This is a genomic window from Ponticaulis koreensis DSM 19734, from assembly GCF_000420665.1.
Lineage (GTDB): Bacteria > Pseudomonadota > Alphaproteobacteria > Caulobacterales > Hyphomonadaceae > Ponticaulis > Ponticaulis koreensis.
The window spans coordinates 1,586,760-1,612,122 of the sequence record NZ_ATVJ01000001.1; the positions used below are offsets into that span (position 1 = coordinate 1,586,760).

Consider the following 25,363-nt stretch of genomic DNA (forward strand, 5'->3'; position numbering starts at 1 on the left):
TCTTGATTTCTATTTCTGGAAAAGGTCTGCCCAGCGACGCTTCTGGCGGGTTTTCCAGTGGCCACGATGGTAAGCGTCAGAGACGATAACCGGCGCAACTGTGCCAGCTTCTGCGAACACCATCTGCTCCAGCGCGACGTCGACCTTGCCCCATGAGCAGGCTTCTTTCAGCGTAGAGGATGAGCACGCGCCGTCACGCACGTCGGCGACTGTGATCTGCACGGCGTATGCGTGCATTTCAGCGTCTTCGCCAAGGATTTCCGCGCACACAACAGTGTCCTGCGCGAAGTTCTTCGGCACGCCGCCGCCAATCATGAAGAGACCTGTGCGGCCTGCTTTGATCTTCACTTCGGTCAGCTCACGGAAGTCAGCGACAGAGTCGATCGTCATGTAAGGCTTGCCTTCTTTCATGCGATCAACCTGGTGCTTTACGAGGCCAAAGCCTGCAGAGCAGTCCGAGAAAGCCGGCACGAAGATCGGCACGCCTTCTTCGTAGCAGGTCTGGATAAGAGAGCCTTCTTTCTTGGCATTGCCAGCCGCCAGCCATTTGCCGATCTCGTAGATGAACTCACGGGAGGAATACGGGCGCGGCTCGAGGCTGTCTGCGATGTCCTTGATGATGTGGTCGCAGGCCTGAAGCTCTTCTTCGTCGATATAAGTGTCATAAATGCGGTCGATATAGAGATCGCGCAGAATACGGTCGTCCGGAATTTCCGGCGCGCGATAGTGTTTGAAGCCGAGTGCTTCAAAGAAATCCATGTCGATGATGGACGCGCCTGTAGAGACAATTGAGTCGATCATATTGTTGGCGACCATATCGCGCCAGACATGCATGCAGCCGCCCGCAGATGTAGAGCCTGCGAGGGTGAGCATGGTCGAGCAGGATTTGTCTTCCAGCATCATATTGAGAATTTTCGCCGCGCGCGCTGCATCGCGGGAAGAAAAGCTCATCTTGCTCCAGGCTTCAATAAGCTGGCGGCCATCAAATTCAGTGATGTCGATATGCTCGACAGGATTGTCGAGAAGTTCAGCTTTGCGCTGACGGTCAATGGTATCAGACATTGCGGGATTCCTTATTGTCAGGTGGGCCGGAAGGGAGGCATTGTCTGACCATCTGAAATCCGGTGCGCTCACATACTCGAGTTTTGATTTTCATCAAGTGGAAATATCACACGCGCTCGACATTTTGGCTAAACATGCTCTTTGCGATAAAGGTGATGAATGCCGAATTCAAAAAAGCACCGGCCGTCGTGACATGAAGGCCGGTGCTAGGAGTGGTGCTATCTGCGGCCCTTATGTTCATCTTGAGAAAGAACTGACGCCGCTAGTTTCTTGGCCTCTGCGGCCGTTGGTTTTTTTCGTCCCGCAAGAACATCAGATGCCAGCGAAGACATCTTATTTGAGCTTTTCTTCAAAGGCGGTTTCGTTGACCTGCCCATGGCTAGATTCTCCTGATTTACAATTAAACGAAATCGAGGTAGCCAAATGGGCGGGTTTTCCCGCCCATTTGGCGTTAATCACTTAATGCGGTTTGCCACATGGGATGCTCCTAATTCTCCCGAGCCCGGGGTTGGGGGTTGTGATTAGGAGGCAGATTAGAGCTGCTATCTCTTTCTGCCTCCGCGTTGTCTCTAAGTTTGTCTACGATCCACGGCGGCACGCGCTTGGTTAGAGCGACCTTCAGTCCGTCACGTACAATCAATTCCTCGCCTTTCAATTGCGTCAGAGTTGGCGAAATTGTGGACATTGGAACTTCTCGATTCAGAAATTTGAGCAACATCTGCTGTATATCATTCGCAGACAACCATGGGTCCTCAGTGCGAGAGAGCAGCCAAATAATCGCATCCTTGTTTGTAGCGTCTTTGGACGGAGGCTTTGCCGGAACGGGGCGCTGCGATTGTGGCGACTTAGATTGCCGAGCGGCCAGCTGGCTGATGACCCGCCTTGCCGTCGCTATGTCTTTAAGCTCTGCATCGATAGCGGACCTTTGAGCGATTAGCTCTTCTTCCCGCTTGAACAGTTCTCTCAAGGTTTCGTTCGATGATTCCATTTCAACATGGTGAAGGAAGTTAACGATTCGGTCAAGCGGATTGATTGATGGATTTATAAAGGCGGTTTATTGAGGATTGATTTTGCGTGCTCCGCTCGACAATTCGTCCAATCCCAACTAAATCGCGCGCATGAGTTTATCCCTTTCGCAAGAAGCCGAACGCCGGCGCACCTTCGCTATCATTTCCCACCCGGACGCTGGTAAGACCACGCTGACGGAGAACCTGCTGCTGGCAGGCGGTGCTATCCGTCTGGCGGGGCAGGTGGCTGCGCGTGGTGAACGTCGCCGGACAAGCTCTGACTGGATGAAGATCGAGCGCGACCGCGGTATCTCGGTTTCGGCGTCTGTCATGACGTTCGAGCATGATGACAAAGTGTTCAACCTGCTCGATACGCCGGGCCACGAAGACTTCTCTGAGGATACATACCGTACGCTGACGGCGGCGGATTCCGCCATCATGGTGCTCGACGCCGCGAAGGGCATTGAGCCGCAGACGCTGAAGCTGTTCGAAGTCTGCCGTATGCGCGACATTCCGATCATCACTTTCGTGAACAAGATGGACCGTGAGGCGCAGGACCCGTTCGACATTCTGGAAGAGGTTCATGAGAAGCTGGCGCTCGACGTGTCGCCGCTTTACTGGCCTGCCGCGTCCGGTAACCGCTTTGCGGGCATGAAAGATCTGCGCACGGGCGAGTTCTGCCTGTTCAAAAAGCTCGCAGCGGACGCGAAAGAGCATCCCGAACGCGCCGAGCGCATTAAAATGGACGGCTCCAACTCACTGGCGGACCGTGTGGATGAAAGCGTTCTGGAAGAGCTGGAACTGACAGCCGAGCTTGCACAGGACGGCCTGCCTGAGTTCGACTACCAGTCTTACCTTGAAGGCCATATGACGCCTGTCGTGTTTGGTTCGGCGCTCCGCCATTTCGGCGTTCACGAGCTACTCTCCACCATTGGCGAGTTTGCGCCGCCGCCGCGTCCGCAAAAGGCCGAGGTGAAGGGGCAGGAAAAAATCATCGTGCGCGATGATAAACAGGTCACCGGCTTCATCTTCAAAATTCAGGCGAATATGGACCCGAACCACCGCGACCGTGTGGGCTTTTTCCGTATCTCGTCCGGCGAGTTCAAGCGCGGCATGAAGCTGAAAACCTCATCCGGCAAGCTGCTCAATGTGCACAATCCGATGATGTTCCTCGCGCAGGACCGTGAGATCGCTGACGAAGCCTTTCCGGGCGATGTGATCGGTATTCCGAACCATGGCGCGCTGCGCGTGGGCGATGCGCTCTCTGAAAGCGGCGATGTGAAATTCGCAGGCATTCCGAACTTTGCGCCGGAGCTTCTGCGTCGTGCACGGGTGAAAGACCCGATGAAGCAGAAGCACCTGAAAAAGGCGCTTGAGTCTCTGGCCGAGGAAGGCGTGACACAGCTTTTCCGCCCGCAAATCGGCTCGGACATGATTGTCGGCGCCGTTGGTGCGCTCCAGTTCGAAGTCATGAAAGAGCGTGTGCAGGCAGAGTACGGCCTCGAAGTTGAGTTCGAGACCGCGCCCTACAATGTCGCCCGCTGGATTTCCGGCCCGCAGGACAAGCTCGACGCCTTCATGGACAAGAACAAATCCCAGTCGGGCACCGACCTCGATGGCGACCCTGTCTATCTCGGCAAGGATGCCTGGGATGCGAACTATACGATGGACAGAAACCCTGACCTGAAGTTCACGACCACGAAGGAGCGTCTGGCTTAGTCATTTTTATTTGACCACCCGCTTCGCGGCCAGAGCCGCTTTCGCGATGGGTCGCGCTCAGGGCTGTGTTTTTTGTTCTCGCGAACGGTGTTCGCATAGAACGTGCTCAAGGCTGTCATTATTTGACCACCCGCTTCGCGGCCAGAGCCGCTTTCGCGATGGGGCGCGCTCAGGGCTGTGTTTTTGTTCTCGCGAACTGAGGTTAGCTAAAGAACACAGCCAGTGCGTCGGCATACCAGACGGCATTCAGGCCGAGGATTTCGTCATGTTCCGGGTCGCGGGAAAAGGCTTCGAGCCGAGCTGAATGGACGCCCAGCAGCTGCCACGGGAACGGGTCGTCCGGCCTGGCATGCGGCTTTCGCATGACGACAGGTGCGCCGCTAATGCCGCGATGGGTGCGGGCATCCGCGAGGAAGTACCCCATACCCTTGAATCTGAGGCCGAAAGACGACGCAAGTCCCGCCTGCCGGGCAACCGGCAAATGGTGAAGCGTGTCCTCAAAGCCAAGTGGATAGCCAATTACCAGCAGTGTGGACCCCAGCTCGACGCGTGCATTTGCGGGAGCCAGATGGTCGAATGAAAAGGCTTGATACACAACCGTGCGAGGCAATGCGTTTTTCTCGATATCGATGGCGACGAGATCAACCAGCCCGTTCTCGTCTTTTGCTTCTCGCCAGATGTTATGACCGTTCTGATAGAGCGGTATAGAAAATCCGGTGGATTGCCCAAGATCCTTACGAGAGACATGTAGCTCGATCTCCAGCCTGTCGGGCCGGTGATCTGTATCTTCATCCAGCACTACATGGCGGGAAGTTATAAGCTTCAGTGCGCCATCATGCTCGAAGAAAAAGCCGGTCGCGTTGGTCAGGCCCGCTGTGCCATTGAAGGTGCTGATGCGGACAGTCGTCATGAGTATGGGTTCAATCACGTAGCGTTCGCCATTTTAAAATCATTACCTTGGTGCATGTGTTCATGGCATTTCGCAGCGATCATCGGCGTTGGAATAAGGGCGATTGCATTCCCAGCCGTTGCCGGAATAGTTGAGGTGCGCATTCTCCGGAATTACTACCGCAACGCAACTTTGGGCCGTCTGAAGGTATCCGCGCTCGCATGCCCAGCCCTCACCATAGCGATTGCTGGTCAGATACCCGTTTTCAGGAACCTCAATGGCAATGCACGCCAGATCATCTTCGACAAAACCACGTTCGCATTCCCAACCGGTATTGTAACCGGAATCGGTCAGATATGCGTTGTCGGGCAGATCAATCAGCGTACAGGTGTCGCGATTTCGCGTATAGCCGCGATAACATGTCCATCTTGTGCCGGAATAGTCCAGATAGGCGTTGTCGGGTACGGTGATGGCTACGCAGGTATTCTCTTCGCGCGAGTAACCGTAGTGGCATTCCCATCCTCGACCATAGCTGAGGCCTGTCAGATAGGAGTGATCTGGCGCGGAGACCGGCGTACAGTTCCCGTTTACCTGCTGAAATCCGGCATCGCATGTCCAGTTAAGCCGCTCGTCCTGAGGAGATGCATTCGCCGTGAGGGGTAAGCAAAGCGAAATCAAAAGGGTGAGCGCTGAAATCAGGATTAGCAGCCCGCCTCTTGTGAAGCCGTGTGGTGTGGAATGAAGCGTCATTCGTAATGCCTTTTCTATGAAAGGCCGTGCTTTTCAGTGCTATTTTGAATAAAAGCGCTGTGTTTCCAGATAAAATGCCCTGAATGGAAATAATTATAGGAGAACTGAAGACCTGTTGGGTGATATTGTATAATATAAATAGGACTTTTTATTGAAAATGTAAGGTGTTATACAAATATAATTATTTGAAGTCTTAAATATTTCATATTGTTTTTTGGTTCATGCATGATGACCGGAATTTTCCGGCATTGCGGCGCGCATTCTGAAGACTCTGGCTAAAAACCGTGCATACTCCACTTGGGCTGAAATGGGGCGGGGCGCTTATGTGATTTTTCAGGCGAATGGCCGGTATAGCAGCTGGTTGGAAAACCTTCTTTTTCGAAGTGACAATCGTTGTGGTTGGTGTGATCATCGCGCTGCTGGCCAATCATTTCGTCACCCAACTTAATCGCCGGGCTGAGATGCTTGAAATGATGAGGGGTGTGGAGTCAGAGTACGGCCTCGAAGTCGAATTCGAGACAGCGCCGTACAACGTGGCGCGCTGGATTTCGGGCGATCAGGACAAGCTCGACGCCTTCATGGACAAGAACAAATCCCAGTCTGGCACCGACCTTGATGGCGACCCTGTCTATCTCGGCAAGGATGCCTGGGATGCGAACTATACGATGGACAAAAACCCTGACCTGAAGTTCACGACCACGAAAAAGCGATTGGCTTAGTAAGCGTTGGGTCGCGACCTGAAGCTTAATAGCTCGAAATAATCATTCGACGCGCATGGGACTCCAAAGAAACCCTCCGTGGGTGGACCAAAATCGGCTACTCCGAGTGGGGTCACCAATTCGATGTCTCCCGAAATGCCAGGGAACCGACTAAGCGCTGTTGCAATGTATTCGGGTAACAGAGTTTCAATGGTTCTTACGGCGGCGGGGTTTCTGTTGCCGCCACGCATGGCTAAAGACGGCAAGGCATCCAAAATGTTAATTGTGCCGGGAGCGACTCTGAAAACGGGAGAATTGTCCGCTAGGCATCGGAACTCGTGCACTCCGCCCCAGTGGGCTGTGACAGCGTAGTCACCTGCCTCCACGAGCTGGATTCCATACAACCCAATAAAATTTCCGTCTGCGCCATGAAATGCGACCAAATCCTTATCAAGTTCTTGCGGATCAATTCTCAGTAACCTAGAGCCGTGCTGAGGCAAATCGCCAAGTGTGTATGACCGGTTAGTTTGTTGAGCTCGGGAGATGTCTACGGAATCCAGACCGTAGAATGTCGCGTGCTGGGGTGGGAGAACGAAAATAAGCAGAGCTTGATTCTCCTGCAGCTGCGCATCAGTAGGGTAAGTGAAGTCTTGATTCAGTGGTGGAGAAACACATCCACTGATTGCCAGAACGAACAGCGTTACCAGACTAAATTGCCTAATTTTAGCTAATCCATTCATGACGATCTTTGCCCTTTAAACTCATTAATTTCAATTCACGCTTTGCCAGAATTTATACGTTAAATAGCAAATCGATACGGATGTATACTCGCTTCTTGCAATCAGGCAGACGGGAAACATAAACGGGCGCGACATTGAATCCTGTTGGCGTTAGTGAGGTATCGTCATAGTCTGGCCAAAAGGGGAGAAAGCATCATGAGACATGCTCTGAAACTTACGGGTCTTGCGGTGGCGACCGCTGCGATTGTCGGCGCGTGTACGCACGCTGGCGCGCCAGATGAGGCTGCGCCTTCGATGACGGTCAACGAGGCTATGCTCAACGTTTTCCAGCCTGATTTCCAGAACTACGGCGACACGGCTTTCTGGGCGTATGACGACAATGGCGAGCTGGATGGCTCTCTGCTCACCGAAGAACAATGGACGCTGATGGGCGAGGGTGCAGTGGCTCTGCGCGATACTGCGCTTCTTCTGGCGGCATCGGAGCATTTCGTGGTGGCTGCGCCGGGCGTGGACCTTGGCTTTGAAGGCAATGGCTTTGTGCCGCCAGAGCAGGTGCAGGCGAATATCGACGACAATCCGGATGGCTTCCGCGCCATGATGGAGGCCTTCGCTGCAGAGGCTGATCTGGCGGTGACGGCGATTGAAACCCGCGATGCGGCGCTGCTCGTCGCCCAGTCAGACAATCTCTATAATACCTGCAAGGGCTGTCATATGGCGTTCTGGTATCCGGGGCAGAGATAACCTCTATTCAGCAGCCTGATAGAAAGGGTTGCGCTTATAGGCCGGCCCTTCTTTCACGTAGCGAATGAAGGATTTGATATAGCAGGTGAGGCCAAAGGCCTGCAGGATGATTGCGCCAACGCAGAAGACGACAACGCTGCGGAATATTGGGAAGCTCTCGGCTTCTGAAAGGCCAAGCATCGGCCCGCGAATATAAAGTGCCATGGCTGCCATAGCAGGCAACGTCATCAGAGACAGGAAAGCAGCTGCGACGAGCGTGCCTTTGAACGTTTTTTCCATTGTGCTGAGCAGGATGATGATCAACCCAGCCACAACGCCCGACCCGAGCGCGATCAGGTCACCGGCTTCACGAGAAAAATCATAGCCCCGGTAAATCGGCACGAGGCTTAAGCTCGTCAGGCCGATTGCGATAAGCAAAAAGCGAATAAAAGCAGTCATTTGTATCCCCAGAATGTCTCGCAGTCTGGAGAATCGGCGGCGGATTTCAAGCAGATACGCCCAGCGCGCGAACCGGTCTGGACGGGTTCGCGAGATAGGTGGGTCCTGTCTCCGGACGGCGAAGCATGGGGAAGTCGTCTTGCGCTGTAACCAGATGTGGAGACATGCGCGGAAATACATGCATACTTTTGGTTCGGGTGTGGGGAGGCTGATTATGGATGTGAAATCGAAGCTGCTGTTCGGACTTTGCGGACTGTCCGCGCTGGCTCTGGCCGGTTGCGCGACAAGCCGGCCAGATCTTTATCGCCAGCTCATTCGAGACTTCATCACAGAGGTCGAGGCTGAGGAGGGCGCGCAGCGATGATTATGCGCCGGCTGTCTACGTCGATCCGGAAACAGGATTGGTTCACCGTTCTGATCGAGATGCTGATCGTTGTTCTCGGTGTGTATCTGGGTATCCAGCTTGGTAACTGGAATGAGGCGAACCGGAATAATGCGCGGCTGATTGGGGCTCTGGAACGCCTTGAGGGTGAGGTCAGAACCAACATCGATATTGCAAACGACCTTGTTGCGATCATAGAAGAGGAGCAGGACGAGCGCGTGGTTGCGCTGGAAGTCCTGCAATTCTGCACAGCTGACGAAGCGCAGATGGACGCGCTGAACATCGCCATTACCAGCACCATTCGTGATTACGCACCGTCATTCATAGACAACAGCTTCAGTGAGCTATTAGGGCGTGACGAGCTGCTTGATCTTCTGTCCTCTGAATTCCGGCAGGTGATGGGCGGCTATCGTGGCCAGCTGACCGAAGATCAGGACCAGTTCAACACCAATTTCAATCTCATGTGGATGGACCATCTGATCCGTAGTCCGATGGTTGGCGTTGATTTTGAAGGCGAAGAGGGAAGTCCCCGGCTTGTTCTGGCGACAGGTATTGAGGAAGCCTGCGCCGACCCGCGCTTTCAGGTTCAGCTTTTGACGACGGTCAGCTTCATTATGGGGCTGCGCCTGCGTGCTGAGCGTTTCGTGGAAGAGAGTGAGGCCTTTCTCGCGTCAATACAGTCAGAGCGCGGCGCGCTGTAAGCACAGCTTGCCAGTCCGCCCGATTTTGATCAGTCTCTCAGCAGGAGACATCTCGGGGAGCCCATAATGCGTCGTTTTCTTATTCCATCACTGGTCGCGCTGATTGCCGCCACTTCGCCGGTCGCGGTTGCGCAGCAGGATGAAGCCGCCAGCTATCGCGAGGTCTATCCGGAAAACCTGCTCATTATGACGCTGGAAAGCGGCGAGGTTGTGATCGAGCTGAATGAGGATTTTGCGCCCGGCCATGTCGAGCAAATGCGTGAGCTGATTTCGAGCCGTATTTATGACGGCGAGCGCTTCTATCGCGTGATTGATGGCTTCGTAGCGCAGGGCGGGCTCGAAGTCGAAGAGCGGATCGAAGTCTATCCAACGCTTGCGAACGAGAATGAGCGCATGGCGTCCGATGAAGACTTTGTACCGCTTGGCAATGAAGACCTGTTTGCGCCGTTGGTTGGCCATCTCGACGGGTTTGCTGTGGGGCGTAACCCTGAAGCGGGCACTGAATGGCTGCTGCACTGTCCGGGCGCTATGGCGATGGCGCGCGATGTGGACCCTGATAGCGGCAGCACTGAATTCTACATCGTGCTGGATGCGCAACGCTATTTGGACCGGAATTTGACAGTGTTTGGTCGTGTGCTGTTCGGTATGGAGCATATTCAGGCGCTGAAACGCGGTGACCGCGCTATCGAGAGCGGTGTCATCCAGCGCCCTGAACGCGGCGATGAAATCCTGACAGCACGCCTTGCGGTCAACATCCCTGAAGAGGAGCGTCCGCGCTGGGAAGTGCTGGAAACAACGAGCGAAGACTTCGAGGCTTACAAGACGCGTCTGCGCGTTCGTACAGATGAGTTCTTCTACAACACACCGCCGGAAATTCTGGATGTCTGCGCTTTCTCAACGCCGGCGCGGGAAATATCCGACGAGTAAAGCTCAACAAAAAAGCCCGCTGAAACCAGCGGGCTTTTCTTTATCTGAGAGGGTGAGGCTTACTGCCAGCCGCAAGAGCGACCTTCGTTCTCTTCACGCATCCATTCGATCAGCGGATCAAAGTAAGCGGTGATGGCAGAGCCGTCCATTTCTCGTGTGCCTGTGAACGCTTCAAGCGCATCGCGCCATGGTTGGGACGCGCCCATTTCAAGCATTGCATTCAGACGCTCACCGACTTCCTCGTTTCCGTAGATAGAGCAACGGTGCAGCGGGCCTTCCCAGCCAGCCATTTCGCACGCAGCCTGGTGGAACTGGAACTGCAGGATATAGCTGAGGAAGTAGCGCAGGTAAGGCGTGTTGCCCGGAATGTGGTATTTCGCACCCGGATCGAATGCATCTGCCGGACGCGGGCCCGGAGGTGTGATGCCCTGATTGGCTGTACGCAGTGCCCACCACGCTTCGTTATAGTTGGCAGGCTCGGTAGAGCCGTCCAGAACGCCCCAGCGCCACTGGTCAACCGTGATCGCGAACGGCAGAAATGCGATCTTGTCGAGCGCGGTATCAAGCAGAAGCGCGAGGTCTGCATCTGCGCCCGGAACCTGGTCTTCAGAGATCAGGCCGATCTGTTGCAGATAGTATGGCGTGATCGACAGGGCGACGAAGTCACCAATCGCTTCGTGGAAGCCGTCATGCGCGCCTTCTTTGAACAGGTGGTCCTGAATGCGATAGGCACGCTGGTAATAGTTGTGACCCAACTCGTGGTGAACGGTCTGGAAGTCTTCGGCGTTCACTTCGGTACACATCTTGATGCGGATGTCTTCCTCATCATCGAGGTCCCATGCAGACGCGTGGCAGACAACGTCGCGATCCGGCGGGCGAACAATCATAGAGCGCTCCCAGAATGTATCTGGCAGTGGTTCGAAACCAAGAGATGAGAAGAAAGCTTCGCCTGTTTCGACCATCTGGATCGGGGTGTAGTCGTTTTCGCGCAGCTGTGTGGTGAGGTCATAGCTCGGGCCAGCAAGATCGTCAGGCGCGACAACGCTATAGATGTTCTGCCATGACTGAGCCCACATATTGCCGAGCAGGTCAGCGCGGATCGGGCCATCGAGCGGTTGTACGGCGTCTCCGTATTCAGCGTTCAGCTCGCCGCGAACATAGCAGTGAAGTTCGTCATAAAGCGGAGAGACCTGCTGCCAGAGGCGCTGGACTTCAGCTTCCATCTCTGCCGGTGGCATATCGTACTGGGAAAGCCACATGTCAGCGACGTTGTCATAACCGAGTTCGTTTGCGCCTTCGGTCGCGATTTCGACCATGCGAGCGTATTCTGACGCCATTACAGGTGAAACCGTGCGCCAGCCTTCCCAGGCTTCCTGAAGAACTTCAGGGTTGCGAGAGGTTTCGATGACGGTAGACAGCTCGTCCAGCGTCAGGGCGGACATGTCGAAGGTGTAGTCTGTACCTTCATAGGCTTCCGTCAGAATGGCAGCGACTTCGTCGGTGTTGTTCTGGAACGCGTAAGTGCCGGTAGAATAGGTCGCGTCGAGGCCGGCGGTGATGGTGTTGAGCTCTGCCGCCGCGCCTTCGGTTGTTGGTGCAGGAAGAACCATGCCTGACTGCAGCATCTGAAGCTTGCGTCGCAGGTCTTCTGGCAGGTCGAGGTCAACATAGTCGCGTGTCGCGTTTGCAAAATCGACCCGGGCAACTGTTGAACGCGCGCCGGCTTCGGCAGCTGCAGCGTTTGTTTCCGGTGTGATGTTTGTTGCCTGCTCCCAGTAGATTGGGCTCGTTTCACGGCTTAGCTGGGCAAGTGTGCTCTCAGCGTTATCGATGAAGGCGCGGGCGTCTTCAACTGTCGGGCCAGTGGTGTCCGTTGCCGGTGCTGGTGCAGGCGTTGCCTCTTCGGCTTCCGGTGTGCAGGCACCGACGAGCGCGAGGGTCATGATGCTGGCGCTCGCCAGAATCAGATGTTTTTTCATGGTAATCCTCCAATGTGCGGAGAAAGAAGCGTCACTCACGCCATCTGGTCAAGAGATTGACTGAGAAACTTTGCCCCGTCTGCAAAGAAAGATGGCAGTTGATTGCGCTCATCGCCTAACAGGCAGCACAGATTATTTGATCTGGAAAATAAAAACGCTGATCGGTTTTTCCCGGACCGGGGACCAATCAGCGTGTAAAAGTTCAGCGTTGGGGAAACGCGTTCTATCCAATGACTATATCAGGACACAATTAATGGTCAATTGACGCTGTAGTACAAATATTTACCTGAAATACGGATTTGCTTGGATGATTGTCCTTATTTTGTCCGAATGCGTTGTTTTATTGTGCGGTCGGTGCGGTCGGTGCGGTCCCGCGTCCGGACATGAAGTCTCCGTAATATTCGAGGAGGCAGCAATTCTGTCATTCTGTGTCGACACTGTGACGGGTGGAAATTATATAAATATTTCAGCGTGTTATAGGCGTTTTGCGCGCCTGAAAATTTGATGGAACCGTTGCTTATTTACGACGGCAAAACATGGATAAAATGTCATTGGAACGGCCTTTATCCGGCGCTCGTTGTCCCTGTCATCTCGCCGCTATTGGCGACAAGCAACTGACAGGAGTTTATTATGATCAAGGCATTGCTTGCAGCGACTGCGATTTCCGGTCTGGCATTTGGCGCACAGACAGCCGCAGCTCAGGACACCGGCTTCTATGCAGAAGGTGGTTACCAGTATCTCGATATTAAGCCGGACGGTGCTGAACAGGGCGTCGACACAAACGGCATCACCGCCCGCACCGGTTACCAGTTCAATGACTGGTTCTCTGTTGAGGGTGAGCTCTCTTCAGGCGTCGATGATGGCGAGTTCGACTATAATGTCGACGAAGACGAGTTTAACCTCGACGACAACAATGATGGCGACTTTGAAGACACGATTGCCGCCGCTGGCGACGTTCAGATGAACTATCTGATCGGTATTTATGGCCGCGCCGACGTGCCGGTTACAGAGCGCCTGAGCGCATATGCCCGTGCAGGTTACGCCTATATCGACATTGATGCAGAAGTGGAGACACCAGGTGGCACAACACTGGCGAGCATTGAAGATTCTAGTGAAGGCCCGGCCATTGGTGCAGGTCTCCAGTATGACCTGACGGATAGCTGGTATCTGAAGGGTGACTACACCTATTACTCGTTCGAAGAGACAGACACAGATGGTGTTATGCTTGGTGTCGGGTACCAGTTCTAACCGACCCGAAGCATCGGGAAGAGCCCCTGACGTCGCCGCGTCAGGGGTTTTTCTTTTTAGGGCTAACAAAAGCTGCACACATGGCTAGTGTGCCCGAATATGGAATTCGAGGGACGCCAGATGCCAGTAAATTATGTTGAAACAGACGCAGCTATTAAGGCGTCCGGCCTGCGGATGACCGTCGTGTCCGAAGTGCCAAGCCCGTGGGGTGAGGCGGCGAAAGGTCTTCTGTATTTCAAGGGTATAGACTGGCTGGCTGTGCGCCTGACACCGGCTGATGAGGCGCAGACTGGCTGGACGGGCAGCCAGAGCGCACCGGTGGTCATGTATAATGATGAGCCGCCCCGCCATGGCTGGGTTGACCTTCTGATGCTGGTCGAAAAGCTGGCGCCAGAACCATCCGTGCTGCCGCTGGCAACGCGTGACCGCGCGCTGGCGATCGGCCTCTCGCATGAGCTGATGGGGCAGGGCGGCCTTGCTGATATGCGCCGGCTTCAAATGGTGCATATGGGGCTGACGGGACAAGGCGGATTTGTCGGACCCGCTGCCGACTATCTGGCCGCTAAATACGGCTACTCAGAAGCCGAAGGCGAGACTGCGTCTCAGCGTGTGACGGACCTGCTTCTCATGTTTGCCAATCAGCTGCGTGTGCAGGAAGAGGCGGGCTCGGATTATTATCTTGGTAATGCGCCAAGCTGTGTCGATTTCTACAGCGCCGCTGTCATGGCCATGTTCAAGCCGTTGCCGGAAGAGGTTTGCGCGATGCGGGAGCGGACACGTCTCGCTTTCAGTTCATCCGACTCCTCAACGGATGCCGCGCTTGACCCGATCCTCTTAAAGCACCGCGACATGATGTATGCGCGCCATATGGAAACGCCGCTTTCGCTATAGATCGAAACGAAAAAGCCCCGCCGAAGCGGGGCTTTTGTTTTATCCGGCCGGTGTCAGGCGAATGAGGCGTCCGCCTTCTTCATCTTCCAGAACGTAGATTGCGCCATCAGGGCCTTCTTCGACCTCACGAATGCGCTCTTCCCATTCATATCGGCCTGCTTCTTCGCCGGTCGTGCTGGAGCGGCCGCGCTCGTTCGTTTCGTCCGTAATCTCTACGCGGACCAACGCCTGAGATGAGAGGCCGCCGATAAAGATGTCACCGGTCCAGTCAGCGAACAGGTCGCCATCATAGACAATCAGGCCGGCCGGACTGATCGCTGGCACCCAGGATACAATCGGGGCTGAATAGATTGGAATGTCAGCATGATCTGGAATCTCGGTGCCGTTATAGTGGTCACCTTCGGAAACGACCGGATAGCCATAGTTTTCTGCGCGATGCACAAGGTTCAGCTCGTCACCATGGCGCGGGCCCATTTCCTGCACCCACATCCGGCCCTGAGCGTCAAAATCTATGCCCAGCATATTGCGGTGACCGAGTGACCATATGGTATCAGCGACGCCGCCTTCACCATAGAACGGGTTGTCTTCAAGCGGTTCGCCATCGGTGGTGATGCGGATCGTTTTGCCCAGATTCATCGACATGTTCTGCGCAGGCGTGAAGTGCTGTCTGTCGCCGGAGGTTATGATCAGATTGCCGTCCGGTGCAATTGCAAGGCGGTGGGAATAGTGTCCATTGCCGCGCATCATCGGTGATTGCTCCCAGATGATTGTGCGTTCGGTCAGTTCAAAACCGTCACCGGTCTCAACGAGTTCTGCGCGCTCTACGACAGCGCCGCTCAGCTCGTCATTTTGTGGATCGCGCGCGACATAGGACAGAAAGACCTGGCTGTTCTCTGCAAAGTCCGGGTGGATGATGATGTCACCCAGACCGCCCTGATTGCGCATCACGACGTCTGGCACATTGCCGACTTCAGAATGCTTGGTGCCATCGGCGTTGAGGAGCCAGAGCGCGCCGCCCTGTTCCGTCACCAGCGCGTGGCCATCTGGCAGGAATGTCATGGCCCACGGGTTTTCGAAGCTTTCCAGCGGCTCTGCGTTCAGCGTGACGCCGTCACTGCCTGTCACCTCAAAGGCTTCGGTGTGATCATCTGCAAAAGCGGTTGCGGAGAGCGCTGCGCCAAGAGCTGTTGTGAGGGCGAGGGTTCGAAAACTGGAGGTCATTCGGGGCCTTTCCGTGTGAGATCAGTGAAACTCTACAGAAAGATAGTCTGGTGAGCGGCGCGGTTCCAATTTCTAACAAAACTGTGATCCGCGCCGTTGCCAGAGATTTTACTCTTCCAGCGCCTCATAGACGGCTTCAACGGCCATTTCGCGCAGAGGCGGAGTGCCGCGATACGGATTGGAGCCGTTATTGTTCTGGATCATCGCCACGAAGACGAGATCTTCAACCGGGTCGATCCAGAAGCTCGTGCCGAAGAAGCCGCCCCAGTAATATGAGCCGGTGCTTTGGGATCCGTCAGCAATGTCTTCATCCATCACCACAGCGAAATCCATGCCGAAGCCAATGCCCGGCATATCCGGCCCGTAAAGGTCGACTGGCACACCGTCATCCAGCACGTTCTGACGCATCAGCTCGACGGTTTCCGGCTGCAGCAGGCGTGCGCCATTATATTCGCCTTCGCCCTGCAGCATTTGTGTGAAGGCCCAATAGTCGAGCGGAGTAGAGAACAGGCCGCCACTGCCGGACAGGAATTTTGGGCTTTCATTCTGCGCGCGCTCATCCATCATGAAGAGCGAGCCATCGTCTGCGTAATCAAAGATACGTGTCACGCGTTCCTGCTGGTCAGCTGGAACCCAGAAGCCTGTGTCGTCCATGCCAAGCGGTTCGAAAATGCGCGTTTCAAAGAACTGTTCCAGCGTCATGCCGGAAAGTTGCTCGACGATATAACCCTGGACGTTCACGCTCGGGCCGTAATCCCAGGCCGTACCCGGCTGTGAAACAAGCGGCAGCTCTGCCAGCGTATCGATCATGCCCTGCAGATCGGTTGCCTGAAGATTGTTGTCCGCATAAACGGCTGAAACGCCAAAGCCTGCCGAGTGAGACATGAGCTGTGCCATGGTCATCGGGCTCGCCATTGGTTCTGTACCGCCATCTTCAGTAGCGACGACGAGGTCTGCAAATTCCGGGATATAATCGGATACAGGATCGTCCATCTGCCAGAGGCCGTCTTCATACAGCATCATCATGGCAACACCGGTGATCGGCTTGGTCATGGAGGCGATACGGAAAATCGTATCGTGCCGCATCGGCGCCTGCGTGTCGTAATTCGTGACGCCATAGGTGTTGAAATCCGCAATCTGGCCGTGACGCGACACCAGCCAGACATAGCCTGCCAGCTTTCCTTCATCGACGAGGGCCTGATAGTCAGCGTCCAGTGCAGCAAGGCGGTCAGATGCAAAGCCGACGCTTTCCGGCACGACCGTGTCTACGCCATGCACACGACCGGAGGGCGGCGCGGCAGTTTCTGTTTCTGCATGAGTTTCTGGTTCTGGCGCAGTCGGCTCTGATTGGGAACAGGCCGTGATAGCAAGCATAGCGGCGAGCGCGACGCCGCCGAGCAATCTGGTATTCATAATGTCCTCCCTTGGGGTGTTCCCCCTCATTTATGTAGTTGAGTATGAGCGGGAGCATGGATGCGTGCAAGAGTTGAGTGACGCTAGGAGAGTGTTGCGACGGGGCGCTTTCCGTGGCCCCATGGGCGAAAACGGGAGGAACAATATGATCAGGCTTTATCACTGCCGCGATGCACGCTCATTCCGGGCGCTCTGGATGCTGGAAGAATGCGGGCTGGACTATGAGCTGGAGCTGCTTCCGTTTCCGCCCCGTTGGAAGAAGCCTGAGTATCTGGAAGAGAACCCGCTCGGCACAATTCCGCTCCTGATCGATGGCGATACGCGCATGACCGAGTCCGCAGCGATTTGCGAATATCTGGCGGCAAAGTATGGGCCGAAAGAGCTGCATGTGGGGCCCGATGAACCAGAAATCGGCGCTTATCTCAACGCGCTTCATTACGGTGAGGCGACGTTGACATTCCCGCAAACGCTGGTGCTGAGATACACCCGCCTTGAGCCGGAAGAGCGGCGCCAACCCGTCGTCGCAGAAGCCTATGCGAAATGGTTTCTGGGGCGTCTGACAGCGCTCGAGACGCGTCTTGCCAGTCATGACTATGTCGCGGCGGACCGGTTCACGGCGGCGGATGTGTCTGTGACTTATGCGCTGTTGCTGGCGCAGGCGCTGGATATCCTGAAGCCGCTACCTGACACGCTGCAGACCTATTGGGACAGGATGAGCGCACGACCGGCTTTCAAGCGCGCTAAAGACGCGCAAAAGCCGGCTGCAGAAGTACTCTAGCTGGCGAGGTTTACTCTCCCGCCGTGAGGCGTGTCATCCAGCATTGATGGCCTCGCGCAGGGACGAGAGGGTCAGGTTCCAACCATGATCGAGAGCACCATGTGTATCGAACGAAATTTCGTCCCCTCCAAAGTAGGTCATCAAGTCTTCAGCATGGATATTCTGCTGTCTTGATAGATCGATAATATGATCAGTGCGTTTTCTTTTGACAGCCAGCAGGAACACGCCATTGATTTCCTCAAATGCCCTCCATGGCTCGTCAATGCAGTAGTCAAAAGCGACGCCAATCCCACTCGCCAACGCCATTTCAGCAACAGCACAAGCAATGCCGCCATCCCTGATATCAAGAACGGCGTTCACGAAGCCCTGTTCGATAAGCGAGTGAACGAAGTCAGCATTTTTCTTCTCAACCGCCAGATCCACCGGCGGTGGAGGACCTAACTCATCGTCTTTCAGGCCCAGCCATTCACGCGAATAAAGTGATGCGCCCAAATGACCTTTGGTTTCACCGATCTGGATCAGCACATCGCCAGGCTGTGCGTCCGGCAGGCTTTCTACTCCCGGAAAGACCGGGGCGGGGCGACGATGCGGGGAGGCCATCAGGCGGAGGAGAACCTCGCCATAGTCTTCCGGCTCAGGATATTTGGAGATGTCGAAGGTCATACCGGAGTGACACTGGGGCAGGCGGGCGAAATTGTCATCCTCTAAAGGGCAAAGCTGGTGTCCGCTTTCTGATCCCCTCCAGCTCCCCCTTTTCAAGGGGGAGAGCGCACCATTCCCGTTGGACTACGCCCCAGCCATATAGCGTGGCATCCAGCCTTCATGCGCATCGCGAAGCGCTTCGAGCGTGATGGTGTGGTCTACAATGTTCGGGCTGACGCCGGTTTTGAGGGTGATGCTGTCACCTTCAAACTTGCCCAGAACTGTCGGCAGGAAGCCTTTGGAATCCCACTTAACCCACTGGTCGTCATTGACGGCAATCAGATAGCTTGCAGGGCGCTCGCCAAAGAGTTGGGTCAGCTCTGAGCCTTCGCCCGGTTCTGTGCCGCAGAAGGATACACCTACGCCGCCAGCGAGTGCCATTTCAGCCGCAGCACACGCAATGCCGCCATCAGACACGTCATGCACGGCATTGACGACGCCCTGGCTGATCAGCTTGCGGATGAACTCGCCATTGTCGATCTCAGTGTCCAGCATAGCGGAAGGTGGTGGGCCGAGCTCTTCGCCTTTCAGGCCAAGCCATTCGCGCGCATAGAGAGACGCGCCAAGGTGAGGCTGGGTCTCGCTGAGAAGGACCAGCTTGTCACCGGCTTGTGCGCCTTTAAGCGTTGCAACTTTGGTTACGTCTTCAATAAGGCCAACGCCGCCAACAACAGGGGTAGGCGGGATCGCAACGCCGTCAGTCTCGTTGTAGAGAGAGACGTTACCGGACACGACAGGGAAGTTCAGCTCGCCACAGGCAGCCGCCATGCCCTCAATCGCTTTCACGATATAGCCCATTGTGTTCGGCTTTTCAGGGTTGCCGAAATTGAGATTGTCGGTGATCGCAATCGGCTTTGCGCCAACCGCTGAAAGATTGCGATACGCTTCCGCGACAACGCCTTTACCGCCTTCAAACGGGTCTGCCGCGACATAGTGCGGGTTACAGTCTGAACAGATGGCGAGGGCTTTGTTTGTGCCGTGAATACGGACGATAGCCGCGTCGCCGCCAGATGTAGAGCTGTCGACCGTATCGCCCATAACGTGGCGGTCATACTGTTCCCAGACCCAGCGCTTGGACGCCATATCCGGGCAGGACATGAGCTTCAGAAGCACGTCTGCAAAGTCAGCTGGTTCTGCGTATTTTGACAGATCGAACGGCGCACGCTTTGGCGGCTCGTTCCAAGGACGGTCATAGTTTGGTGCGTCGTCAGCCAGTGGCGCAACAGGGATGTCGCAGACGACTTCGCCATGTTGCTTCAGCACGAGACGGCCTGTGTCAGTCGTCATGCCGATGACTTCAGCGTCGAGGTCCCATTTGTCGAAGATCGCTTTGGCGACAGCTTCCTTGCCCGGCTTGAGGACCATGAGCATACGCTCCTGGCTTTCAGACAGCATGATTTCATAGGCTGTCATGCCTTCTTCGCGCTGAGGCACTTTGTCGAGATCCATCTCAACGCCAATGCCTTCGCCATTCTCGCCGCCGCTGTCTGCCATCTCGACAGAAGAGGAGGTGAGGCCAGCCGCGCCCATATCCTGAATGGCCTGAATAGCGTCGGTTTCCATCAGCTCAAGGCAGGCTTCGATGAGAAGCTTCTCTGTGAACGGGTCGCCAACCTGAACGGTTGGGCGTTTCTCTTCGTCACCTTCAGAGAATTCTGCAGACGCCATTGTCGCGCCGTGAATACCGTCGCGGCCGGTTTTAGAGCCAACATAGAAGATCGGGTTGCCCGGTGTTGCGCCGCGTGCGTAGAAAATCTTGTCCTGATCAGCGAGGCCAACAGCCATGGCGTTGACGAGGATGTTGCCGTTATAGCCAGCGTCAAACTGGGTTTCACCCGCAACAGTCGGGACGCCGACGCAGTTACCATAGCCGCCAATACCGTGAACGACGCCGGCCACCAGAGAGCGTGTTTTCGGGTGATCCGGCTCACCAAAACGCAGCGCGTTGACCAGTGCGATCGGCCGCGCACCCATTGTGAATACGTCGCGCAGGATACCGCCAACACCTGTCGCCGCGCCCTGATAAGGCTCGATGTAAGACGGGTGGTTGTGGCTCTCCATTTTGAAGATGGCCGCCTGACCGTCGCCAATATCGATGACACCAGCGTTCTCGCCCGGACCCTGAATGACGAACTCATTCTTTGTCGGGAATTTGGAGAGGTGCCGGCGTGAAGATTTGTAAGAGCAATGCTCCGACCACATCACCGAATAGATGCCCAGTTCCACCAGATTAGGGTGTCTGCCGAGACGTGTGATCAGGCGATCCCATTCTTCGGTATTGATGCCATGTTCGGCAGCATCCGACTGGTTCTGGACGGTCTGCATGGCAGTGACGATTTTGGCGGAGAGGTCGGTGGTATCAGTCATACGCGCTCTTTAACGGGGAACGGCCGGATTCGGAAGTAAGAAATGTGCCCGAATTCCTCCTGTTTAACGCTTAAATTCGGTGATCGTGTCGAAAAAGCGGTATTGCTGGCAAGGCTCGCTTAAGGCGTGCGTGTTAAACCGGCTTATGAACGTCGTTTGTGTGGGTTATCAGGCTGTTGCCGTCTAAGGTCGAAATTTTACCCGTCAGTCCATCGCACCTGCCCGATCTGGTGGAGCTGAACGAGATTTGCGGTTTTCCGGCCCGGTCGCTGGAAGGCTGGCGATGGGTCTTGTTCGATAGCCCCGAACAGGGCAATGAGCCGGCAGGCTATGTCGCAATGAAAGAGGGGCGCGCAGAAGCGTTTCTGTGCACGCAGCGCAGGGCCTATAAGAGTGGCGCGACAGAGCGGAGCATGGTGTCAGCGCACACGTTCATTTCCCGCCAGGCTAAACCCGGTCTTGGTCTGAAATTGCTGCGTCACATGCTGATATTTCATGGCGCGGATGCAGCGAACACACTCAACAACAATGCGCTCTCTGCCCCTATGTACCCGCATGTAAATGCTTTTCCATGGCGGGGTGAGTTGGGCCGTCTTTTCCTTGAAAAGCCCGTCCGCTGGAGCGCGCTTCTGCGCTCGCGAATTTACAATGCGTTCAAAAACAGTCCATTCCAGATGATCGCATCGGGTTGGCAACATCTCGAACGCGGGGTGAAAGCGCTACCGAAAGCCGGTGAGTTCGCCAGCTTTACCATGATTGATCCGGCAGACCCGTCTATGTCCGATCTGCTCGATGCCTTTAATGCGGCGCTTCAGTCCGGAGCAACGCTTCAGCCCAATCGGTCTTCTGAGATCTGGCGCTATCGCCTTGCTGACCCGGATTATCATGACGCTATGCGTCTGCTTGGTGTGATCCGTGAGGGCACTCTGGTTGCGCTGCTCGCGGTGTCGCTTGCCAAGGATGATATGTTCTCGGCCTCCGCGCTGGAGATTGAGGACATGGTCAGCCTCGATGAAAGCGCCGTCAGTGATGCGGATATGCTCGACGCAGCCGTTCAACTTGCCAAAGTGTCAGGCGCGGCGCGCGTGCGCCGCCGAGTGATCACACAGTCGCTGGCAGATAATGTTCCTGCAGGATGGATGCTGCGCGAGCGCGACTATCACAGTGCGCACATGCAATCGCGAGTCGATGATCTGCCGGGCAATTGGTCGGAAGGCCCGTTCGATAGCGACTTTTTCTTCGCGCTGCGACGCCCCGAAGTACTTCGGGTACGCCGCTAGCTTGATTATTCAGCTTCTTCGGTTGCTGGTGTGAAGACCAGCTGGATCGCGCGGTTCTGGGCATTGTCTGTCGGCGGTGTCGCTTCAGCTGGGAAGATGAAGCAGAAGTCTGTCGGGCAGTCTGCTTCCGGCAGAGGTTCGGCGTCAAAGCTGCGAAGAGACGGAGCTATACCAGCCTGGGCGGGCTGCTGAACGAGCATGCCAGCATTCAGCTCGTTTGGCTGAGCTGATGAATCATATTTCTGCAGGAAGACAACGACGCGGTCGTCATCGCTTTTGCCGGTTGCTGACAGAAGCGCGTGTGGTTGGCCGTCCTCTCCGCTTACGGCAATCTCCGTCGGCGCAGTGATGGAGTAGGGCAGGTCTTCCTCGGTTTCGTTACGGGTGAAGACATAGTTGAACTGGCCACCCGCCTGACGCTGCGGATAGACGGAAAAGCCGTCTTCAGCGACAGAAAGCTGCCAGTGCGTTGCGAACAGGATCGGGCGAAGCTGTGACCAGAGTTCTTCGCGGTCGAGGTCTGCGCCTTCCACTTCAGCCTCGAAAATACTGCGTAGCCGGTTGAATTCCTCACCGCCGAAAAAGCCACCGATTTCGTTCACAAGCGCTTGCCATGAGGCTTTGATGGCGTCCGGCTCGCTATCCCAGCTTTCATTACCAGCGGCGCTGACGATCTGCGCGAGCAGGGAGCGGAAATATTCGCGGCGCGCCTGAAACAGATAGTTCATGGCGTCGTCGCAATTGATCTCTTCAGCGCGCTCAACAGCTGTTTCGGTCAGGCCGGTCAGATTAGCGAGCAATGCATCCGGCGTCGCCGCGCCCTGACTTGCCCGCCAGACGCGCGTGTAAGCACCGATCTCACGGGTGAGCGCGACACGGTCTGTCAGGCCGAAAATGCGGCAGTTTCGATCCAGAACATCGATCATCAGCCAGTTTGTCAGCATTTCGCTGGTGTTCGCCTGTTGCTGTTCTTCTGGCGGTGGCGGCGCTTCTTGTGCGCTGGCTGGCAGAATAGCGCTGAAAGCGAGTGCAGACATCAGGCATGAGCGAAAGTTGAAAAGCATATAGGTCTCCGGCTGGTCGCGCGCACGCTAACAACGCCGTCGCTCTGCCTGCAAGGGGAGAATACAGAGAAGCGCCTTCTATGACTGCATTGTCACGATATGAGCCAGTTAAGTGCCTTTCTCCGGAGGCGCAGGGCGCTCGAACACCTCTTCGATGGTGAGCCCGAATGCATCGGCGATGTGGAACGCTAGCGGCAAGGACGGATCAAAGCGGCCGTTCTCGATGGAATTAATGGAGTTTCTGGAGACGCCGACGCGGTCTGCAAGCTCTGCCTGACTCCAGCTGTGTTCTGCGCGGAGCACCCGGATACGGTTTTTCATCGTCCTGACCTCACGCTTCTCTGGACATCCAGTTGCGCCATGCTGCGTTCAGAATAGCTGTCGCGATTCCCTGAAAGAGGACGACTGTTACGAAGCCGAGAAGGAATGTCATGAGCACGGTTTTTGTCGTCAGCTCATCTCCCTCATCGACCCATTGGGCAAACGAGAAGATCACGTCCTGTACCGGTGGGATGAGGAGCATGATCGGTACAAGGCCGCTGCCGATCAGGCCGCCCCAGTGAGAGCTGAAACGATTGGCGCCGAGCTGCCATTCATCTGCTTTGCGTTCCTGGCGCGCAACCAGCAGCCATGAGCCTGAAATCTCGATCGCGGTCGCAATCCCGCCCAATGTGAGCGCAACCCAGTCTGGTTGGTCTTTCAGCCATGGCATGGATGACAGAAAGACGATCGGGACGATGACGAGAATGGCGATCAGGACTTTCTGCGGGATGATCCGCTGAAGCGTATTCAACATTTTTGCCTCCAGAATGAAAAGCTAGTTATTCAATATGAAAAGTATACTTGTCACGAATTTATCCGCTTGACAAGTGTGCTTGGCATTTTGGGGCAAAAGAAAACCGCCGATATGTGAACACACCGGCGGCTTCTGGTTTCAGATTATTGGTCGCTTACTCGCTGTGAGCGGCAACCCATGCATCAGACTGGGCCTGCGCAATGCGCAGAAGGTTACCCATCGGCGCGTGCATATCGAGAAGGTGGAGGCCCCATCCTTCGTTGATTGTGCCGTCTGCATTGAAGATGTCGCCCCAGAACTCGTCTGTGCGGTCATCATTCGGGTCAGCGTTGATGCTGATCGCGAGGTAGTTATGCGAGTCAGTTGATACGCATTCAGCTGTCAGAAGACCCGGCAGTTTCACGAACGGTGTTTCAACTTCAACGCCTTCAGCGAAGACAGGCTCTACGCCCGCGCGGTCAGGACCAGTGCCGAGATATGCATCAAGGACGCCGTTATCGCCGGAGACAGCTGCAGGGTTCACACACATTGCGTCGCCGCGTGGTGTGTTGACGCCGAAGAAGCTGGAAGGCGCAGGTGGCACATCTTCACGGAATGCAGAATATGCGATCACGCAGCCAAGCTGGTCGGCTGTTTCACATGGCGGCATGCCCATGAACGAGCCGTCTTCCTGCGTCGGATAGGTGATGCCAGTTGGCATTGCAGACACGATCAGGTCTTGAGTTGGCGTACCAATGATAGACGCTGCGAGCAGGCCTTGAATAACGCTTGAGCCCTGAGAGTGACCTACGAGGATGACGCCGCGGCCATCATTGTAATTTTCAAGGTAGTAGTTCCACGCGTCTGTTACGTCCTGAAGCGGCAGTTCTCGGTCCTGCTCCATTGGCTGGCCAGCCATGTTGGCACGAAGCGCGCGAAGCGTGACCTGACGGTACATTGGCGCGAACTGGCGGCAGACAGAGCCAAAGCGTGCGAACTGGCCTGCCGTCGTGAACATCTCGGCCGGGTCTGCAACGAGGTCGGAGTTTCCGCCCTGATCGGTGGATGCTGTCGGGTAGACGTAGAAGCAGTCGACCGCTGGATCGGCTGCTGGCGTGTAGCCTTCTGTGGAAACAACGACTTCGCCATCCACAACGTCGACGACTGTTGTGCTCAAGTCAGGTGAGCACGCGTCATTGCCGGCTGTTTCAGGCAGGCAGAGCCAGTTATCTGTGTTTGCATAATTAGCGTGGCCGTCTTCAGTGATGCGGGCTTGTTCGACCGGCGCTTCAGCTTCTGGTGCCGGTGCTTCGGCTGCAGGTGGTTCAGCTGGCGTTTCCGGTGCTGGTGCGTCGCCGCCGCATGCCGCAAGCGATGCCATCAGCAGGGCAAGGCCTGTTGTTCGTAGAATCATTTTTCTCTCTCCTCCCACACAAGTGTGTTCACCTGTGATTGTGACATGCTTATCGGCTGCGTAAAGGAAAATATAGTCTACACGCATGAAGTTGTTTTGTTTGAAACCGATGCGCGGGGGTGAGGGGCTTTCATCCCCATTTTGCGGGATTGAGGTCAATCGCCATATTGACCATAG

25 protein-coding genes are annotated in these 25,363 nt (G+C 55.5%); 11 read left to right on the top strand and 14 right to left on the bottom strand.

What is annotated here, in order from left to right:
* Positions 1-9 precede the first annotated feature (9 nt).
* The gene (locus tag G523_RS0108195; RefSeq protein ID WP_022694562.1) at positions 10-1,062 is read right to left on the bottom strand and encodes a 1,9-bis(guanidino)-5-aza-nonane synthase; all 1,053 of its coding nucleotides are present in this window, start codon (positions 1,060-1,062) and stop codon (positions 10-12) included.
* Between the two features lie 40 nt (positions 1,063-1,102).
* On the opposite strand from G523_RS0108195, the gene G523_RS20895 reads away from it, so the two are divergent.
* The gene (locus tag G523_RS20895; protein WP_155802619.1) at positions 1,103-1,525 is read left to right on the top strand and encodes a hypothetical protein; all 423 of its coding nucleotides are present in this window, start codon (positions 1,103-1,105) and stop codon (positions 1,523-1,525) included.
* A gap of 655 nt (positions 1,526-2,180) precedes the next feature.
* Positions 2,181-3,788, top strand: coding sequence for a peptide chain release factor 3 (locus tag G523_RS0108215; RefSeq protein WP_022694566.1), 1,608 nt, complete (start codon positions 2,181-2,183; stop codon positions 3,786-3,788).
* 202 nt (positions 3,789-3,990) lie between these two features.
* Here the strand turns inward: G523_RS0108215 and G523_RS0108220 are convergent, their stop codons facing one another.
* A complete protein-coding gene (locus G523_RS0108220) occupies positions 3,991-4,716 on the bottom strand; it encodes a trypsin-like peptidase domain-containing protein (protein WP_022694567.1) in 726 nt (241 codons plus the stop codon).
* Positions 4,717-4,758: 42 nt separating this feature from the next.
* Positions 4,759-5,427, bottom strand: coding sequence for a hypothetical protein (locus G523_RS0108225; RefSeq protein ID WP_022694568.1), 669 nt, complete (start codon positions 5,425-5,427; stop codon positions 4,759-4,761).
* A gap of 341 nt (positions 5,428-5,768) precedes the next feature.
* Here G523_RS0108225 and G523_RS0108230 point away from each other — a divergent pair, with 341 nt between their 5' ends.
* Positions 5,769-6,146, top strand: coding sequence for a peptide chain release factor 3 (locus G523_RS0108230; RefSeq protein WP_022694569.1), 378 nt, complete (start codon positions 5,769-5,771; stop codon positions 6,144-6,146).
* A gap of 914 nt (positions 6,147-7,060) precedes the next feature.
* Positions 7,061-7,606 (top strand): cytochrome c, encoded by a 546-nt coding sequence (locus G523_RS0108240; protein ID WP_022694571.1) that lies wholly within the window; start codon positions 7,061-7,063, stop codon positions 7,604-7,606.
* A gap of 3 nt (positions 7,607-7,609) precedes the next feature.
* Here the strand turns inward: G523_RS0108240 and G523_RS0108245 are convergent, their stop codons facing one another.
* Positions 7,610-8,044, bottom strand: a complete 435-nt coding sequence (locus G523_RS0108245; RefSeq protein WP_022694572.1) for a hypothetical protein — start codon at positions 8,042-8,044, stop codon at positions 7,610-7,612.
* A gap of 46 nt (positions 8,045-8,090) precedes the next feature.
* Positions 8,091-8,228 carry a hypothetical protein gene (locus tag G523_RS20900; RefSeq protein ID WP_155802620.1) on the bottom strand — a complete coding sequence of 46 codons (138 nt, stop codon included), beginning with the start codon at positions 8,226-8,228 and terminating at the stop codon, positions 8,091-8,093.
* 30 nt (positions 8,229-8,258) lie between these two features.
* On the opposite strand from G523_RS20900, the gene G523_RS20905 reads away from it, so the two are divergent.
* From G523_RS20905 to G523_RS18600, 3 genes are all read left to right on the top strand, one after another.
* Positions 8,259-8,408, top strand: a complete 150-nt coding sequence (locus tag G523_RS20905; protein WP_022694573.1) for a hypothetical protein — start codon at positions 8,259-8,261, stop codon at positions 8,406-8,408.
* A complete protein-coding gene (locus G523_RS0108255; protein WP_022694574.1) occupies positions 8,405-9,127 on the top strand; it encodes a hypothetical protein in 723 nt (240 codons plus the stop codon). Before G523_RS20905 ends, G523_RS0108255 begins: the two co-directional genes overlap by 4 nt.
* Before the next feature lie 66 nt (positions 9,128-9,193).
* A complete protein-coding gene (locus tag G523_RS18600; RefSeq protein WP_022694575.1) occupies positions 9,194-10,054 on the top strand; it encodes a peptidylprolyl isomerase in 861 nt (286 codons plus the stop codon).
* A 59-nt stretch (positions 10,055-10,113) separates the two neighbouring features.
* On the opposite strand, the gene G523_RS0108265 is transcribed toward G523_RS18600, so the two are convergent.
* Entirely contained in the window at positions 10,114-12,033 is a 1,920-nt protein-coding gene (locus G523_RS0108265; RefSeq protein ID WP_022694576.1) for a M2 family metallopeptidase, read from the bottom strand.
* A 630-nt stretch (positions 12,034-12,663) separates the two neighbouring features.
* Between G523_RS0108265 and G523_RS0108270 the strand changes: the two genes are divergently transcribed.
* Both G523_RS0108270 and G523_RS0108275 read left to right on the top strand, forming a co-directional pair.
* Entirely contained in the window at positions 12,664-13,281 is a 618-nt protein-coding gene (locus tag G523_RS0108270; protein ID WP_022694577.1) for a porin family protein, read from the top strand.
* A gap of 120 nt (positions 13,282-13,401) precedes the next feature.
* Entirely contained in the window at positions 13,402-14,172 is a 771-nt protein-coding gene (locus G523_RS0108275; protein WP_233347277.1) for a hypothetical protein, read from the top strand.
* A gap of 39 nt (positions 14,173-14,211) precedes the next feature.
* Here the strand turns inward: G523_RS0108275 and G523_RS0108280 are convergent, their stop codons facing one another.
* The gene (locus G523_RS0108280; RefSeq protein WP_022694579.1) at positions 14,212-15,393 is read right to left on the bottom strand and encodes a PQQ-dependent sugar dehydrogenase; all 1,182 of its coding nucleotides are present in this window, start codon (positions 15,391-15,393) and stop codon (positions 14,212-14,214) included.
* Between the two features lie 108 nt (positions 15,394-15,501).
* A complete protein-coding gene (locus G523_RS18605) occupies positions 15,502-16,806 on the bottom strand; it encodes a serine hydrolase domain-containing protein (protein ID WP_022694580.1) in 1,305 nt (434 codons plus the stop codon).
* Positions 16,807-16,951: 145 nt separating this feature from the next.
* On the opposite strand from G523_RS18605, the gene G523_RS0108290 reads away from it, so the two are divergent.
* Complete coding sequence (locus G523_RS0108290) at positions 16,952-17,584, top strand: glutathione S-transferase family protein (protein WP_022694581.1); 633 nt, start codon at positions 16,952-16,954, stop codon at positions 17,582-17,584.
* Positions 17,585-17,617: 33 nt separating this feature from the next.
* Here G523_RS0108290 and G523_RS0108295 read toward each other — a convergent pair whose 3' ends face one another.
* Together G523_RS0108295 and purL are read right to left on the bottom strand one after the other, a co-directional pair.
* Positions 17,618-18,247: an AIR synthase-related protein gene (locus G523_RS0108295; protein WP_022694582.1), complete on the bottom strand. Its 630-nt coding sequence runs from the start codon at positions 18,245-18,247 to the stop codon at positions 17,618-17,620.
* A 123-nt stretch (positions 18,248-18,370) separates the two neighbouring features.
* Positions 18,371-20,611: a phosphoribosylformylglycinamidine synthase subunit PurL gene (purL, locus tag G523_RS0108300; protein ID WP_033232947.1), complete on the bottom strand. Its 2,241-nt coding sequence runs from the start codon at positions 20,609-20,611 to the stop codon at positions 18,371-18,373.
* A gap of 218 nt (positions 20,612-20,829) precedes the next feature.
* Between purL and G523_RS0108305 the strand changes: the two genes are divergently transcribed.
* A complete protein-coding gene (locus tag G523_RS0108305) occupies positions 20,830-21,933 on the top strand; it encodes a hypothetical protein (RefSeq protein ID WP_027441571.1) in 1,104 nt (367 codons plus the stop codon).
* 5 nt (positions 21,934-21,938) lie between these two features.
* Here G523_RS0108305 and G523_RS0108310 read toward each other — a convergent pair whose 3' ends face one another.
* The 4 genes from G523_RS0108310 to G523_RS18610 form a co-directional block, all read right to left on the bottom strand.
* Positions 21,939-22,997, bottom strand: a complete 1,059-nt coding sequence (locus tag G523_RS0108310; RefSeq protein WP_022694585.1) for a hypothetical protein — start codon at positions 22,995-22,997, stop codon at positions 21,939-21,941.
* A 108-nt stretch (positions 22,998-23,105) separates the two neighbouring features.
* Complete coding sequence (locus G523_RS0108315; protein ID WP_022694586.1) at positions 23,106-23,318, bottom strand: helix-turn-helix transcriptional regulator; 213 nt, start codon at positions 23,316-23,318, stop codon at positions 23,106-23,108.
* A gap of 10 nt (positions 23,319-23,328) precedes the next feature.
* Positions 23,329-23,793 (bottom strand): hypothetical protein, encoded by a 465-nt coding sequence (locus G523_RS0108320; protein WP_022694587.1) that lies wholly within the window; start codon positions 23,791-23,793, stop codon positions 23,329-23,331.
* Positions 23,794-23,947: 154 nt separating this feature from the next.
* The gene (locus tag G523_RS18610) at positions 23,948-25,186 is read right to left on the bottom strand and encodes a DUF3089 domain-containing protein (protein WP_022694588.1); all 1,239 of its coding nucleotides are present in this window, start codon (positions 25,184-25,186) and stop codon (positions 23,948-23,950) included.
* Positions 25,187-25,363: the final 177 nt, after the last annotated feature.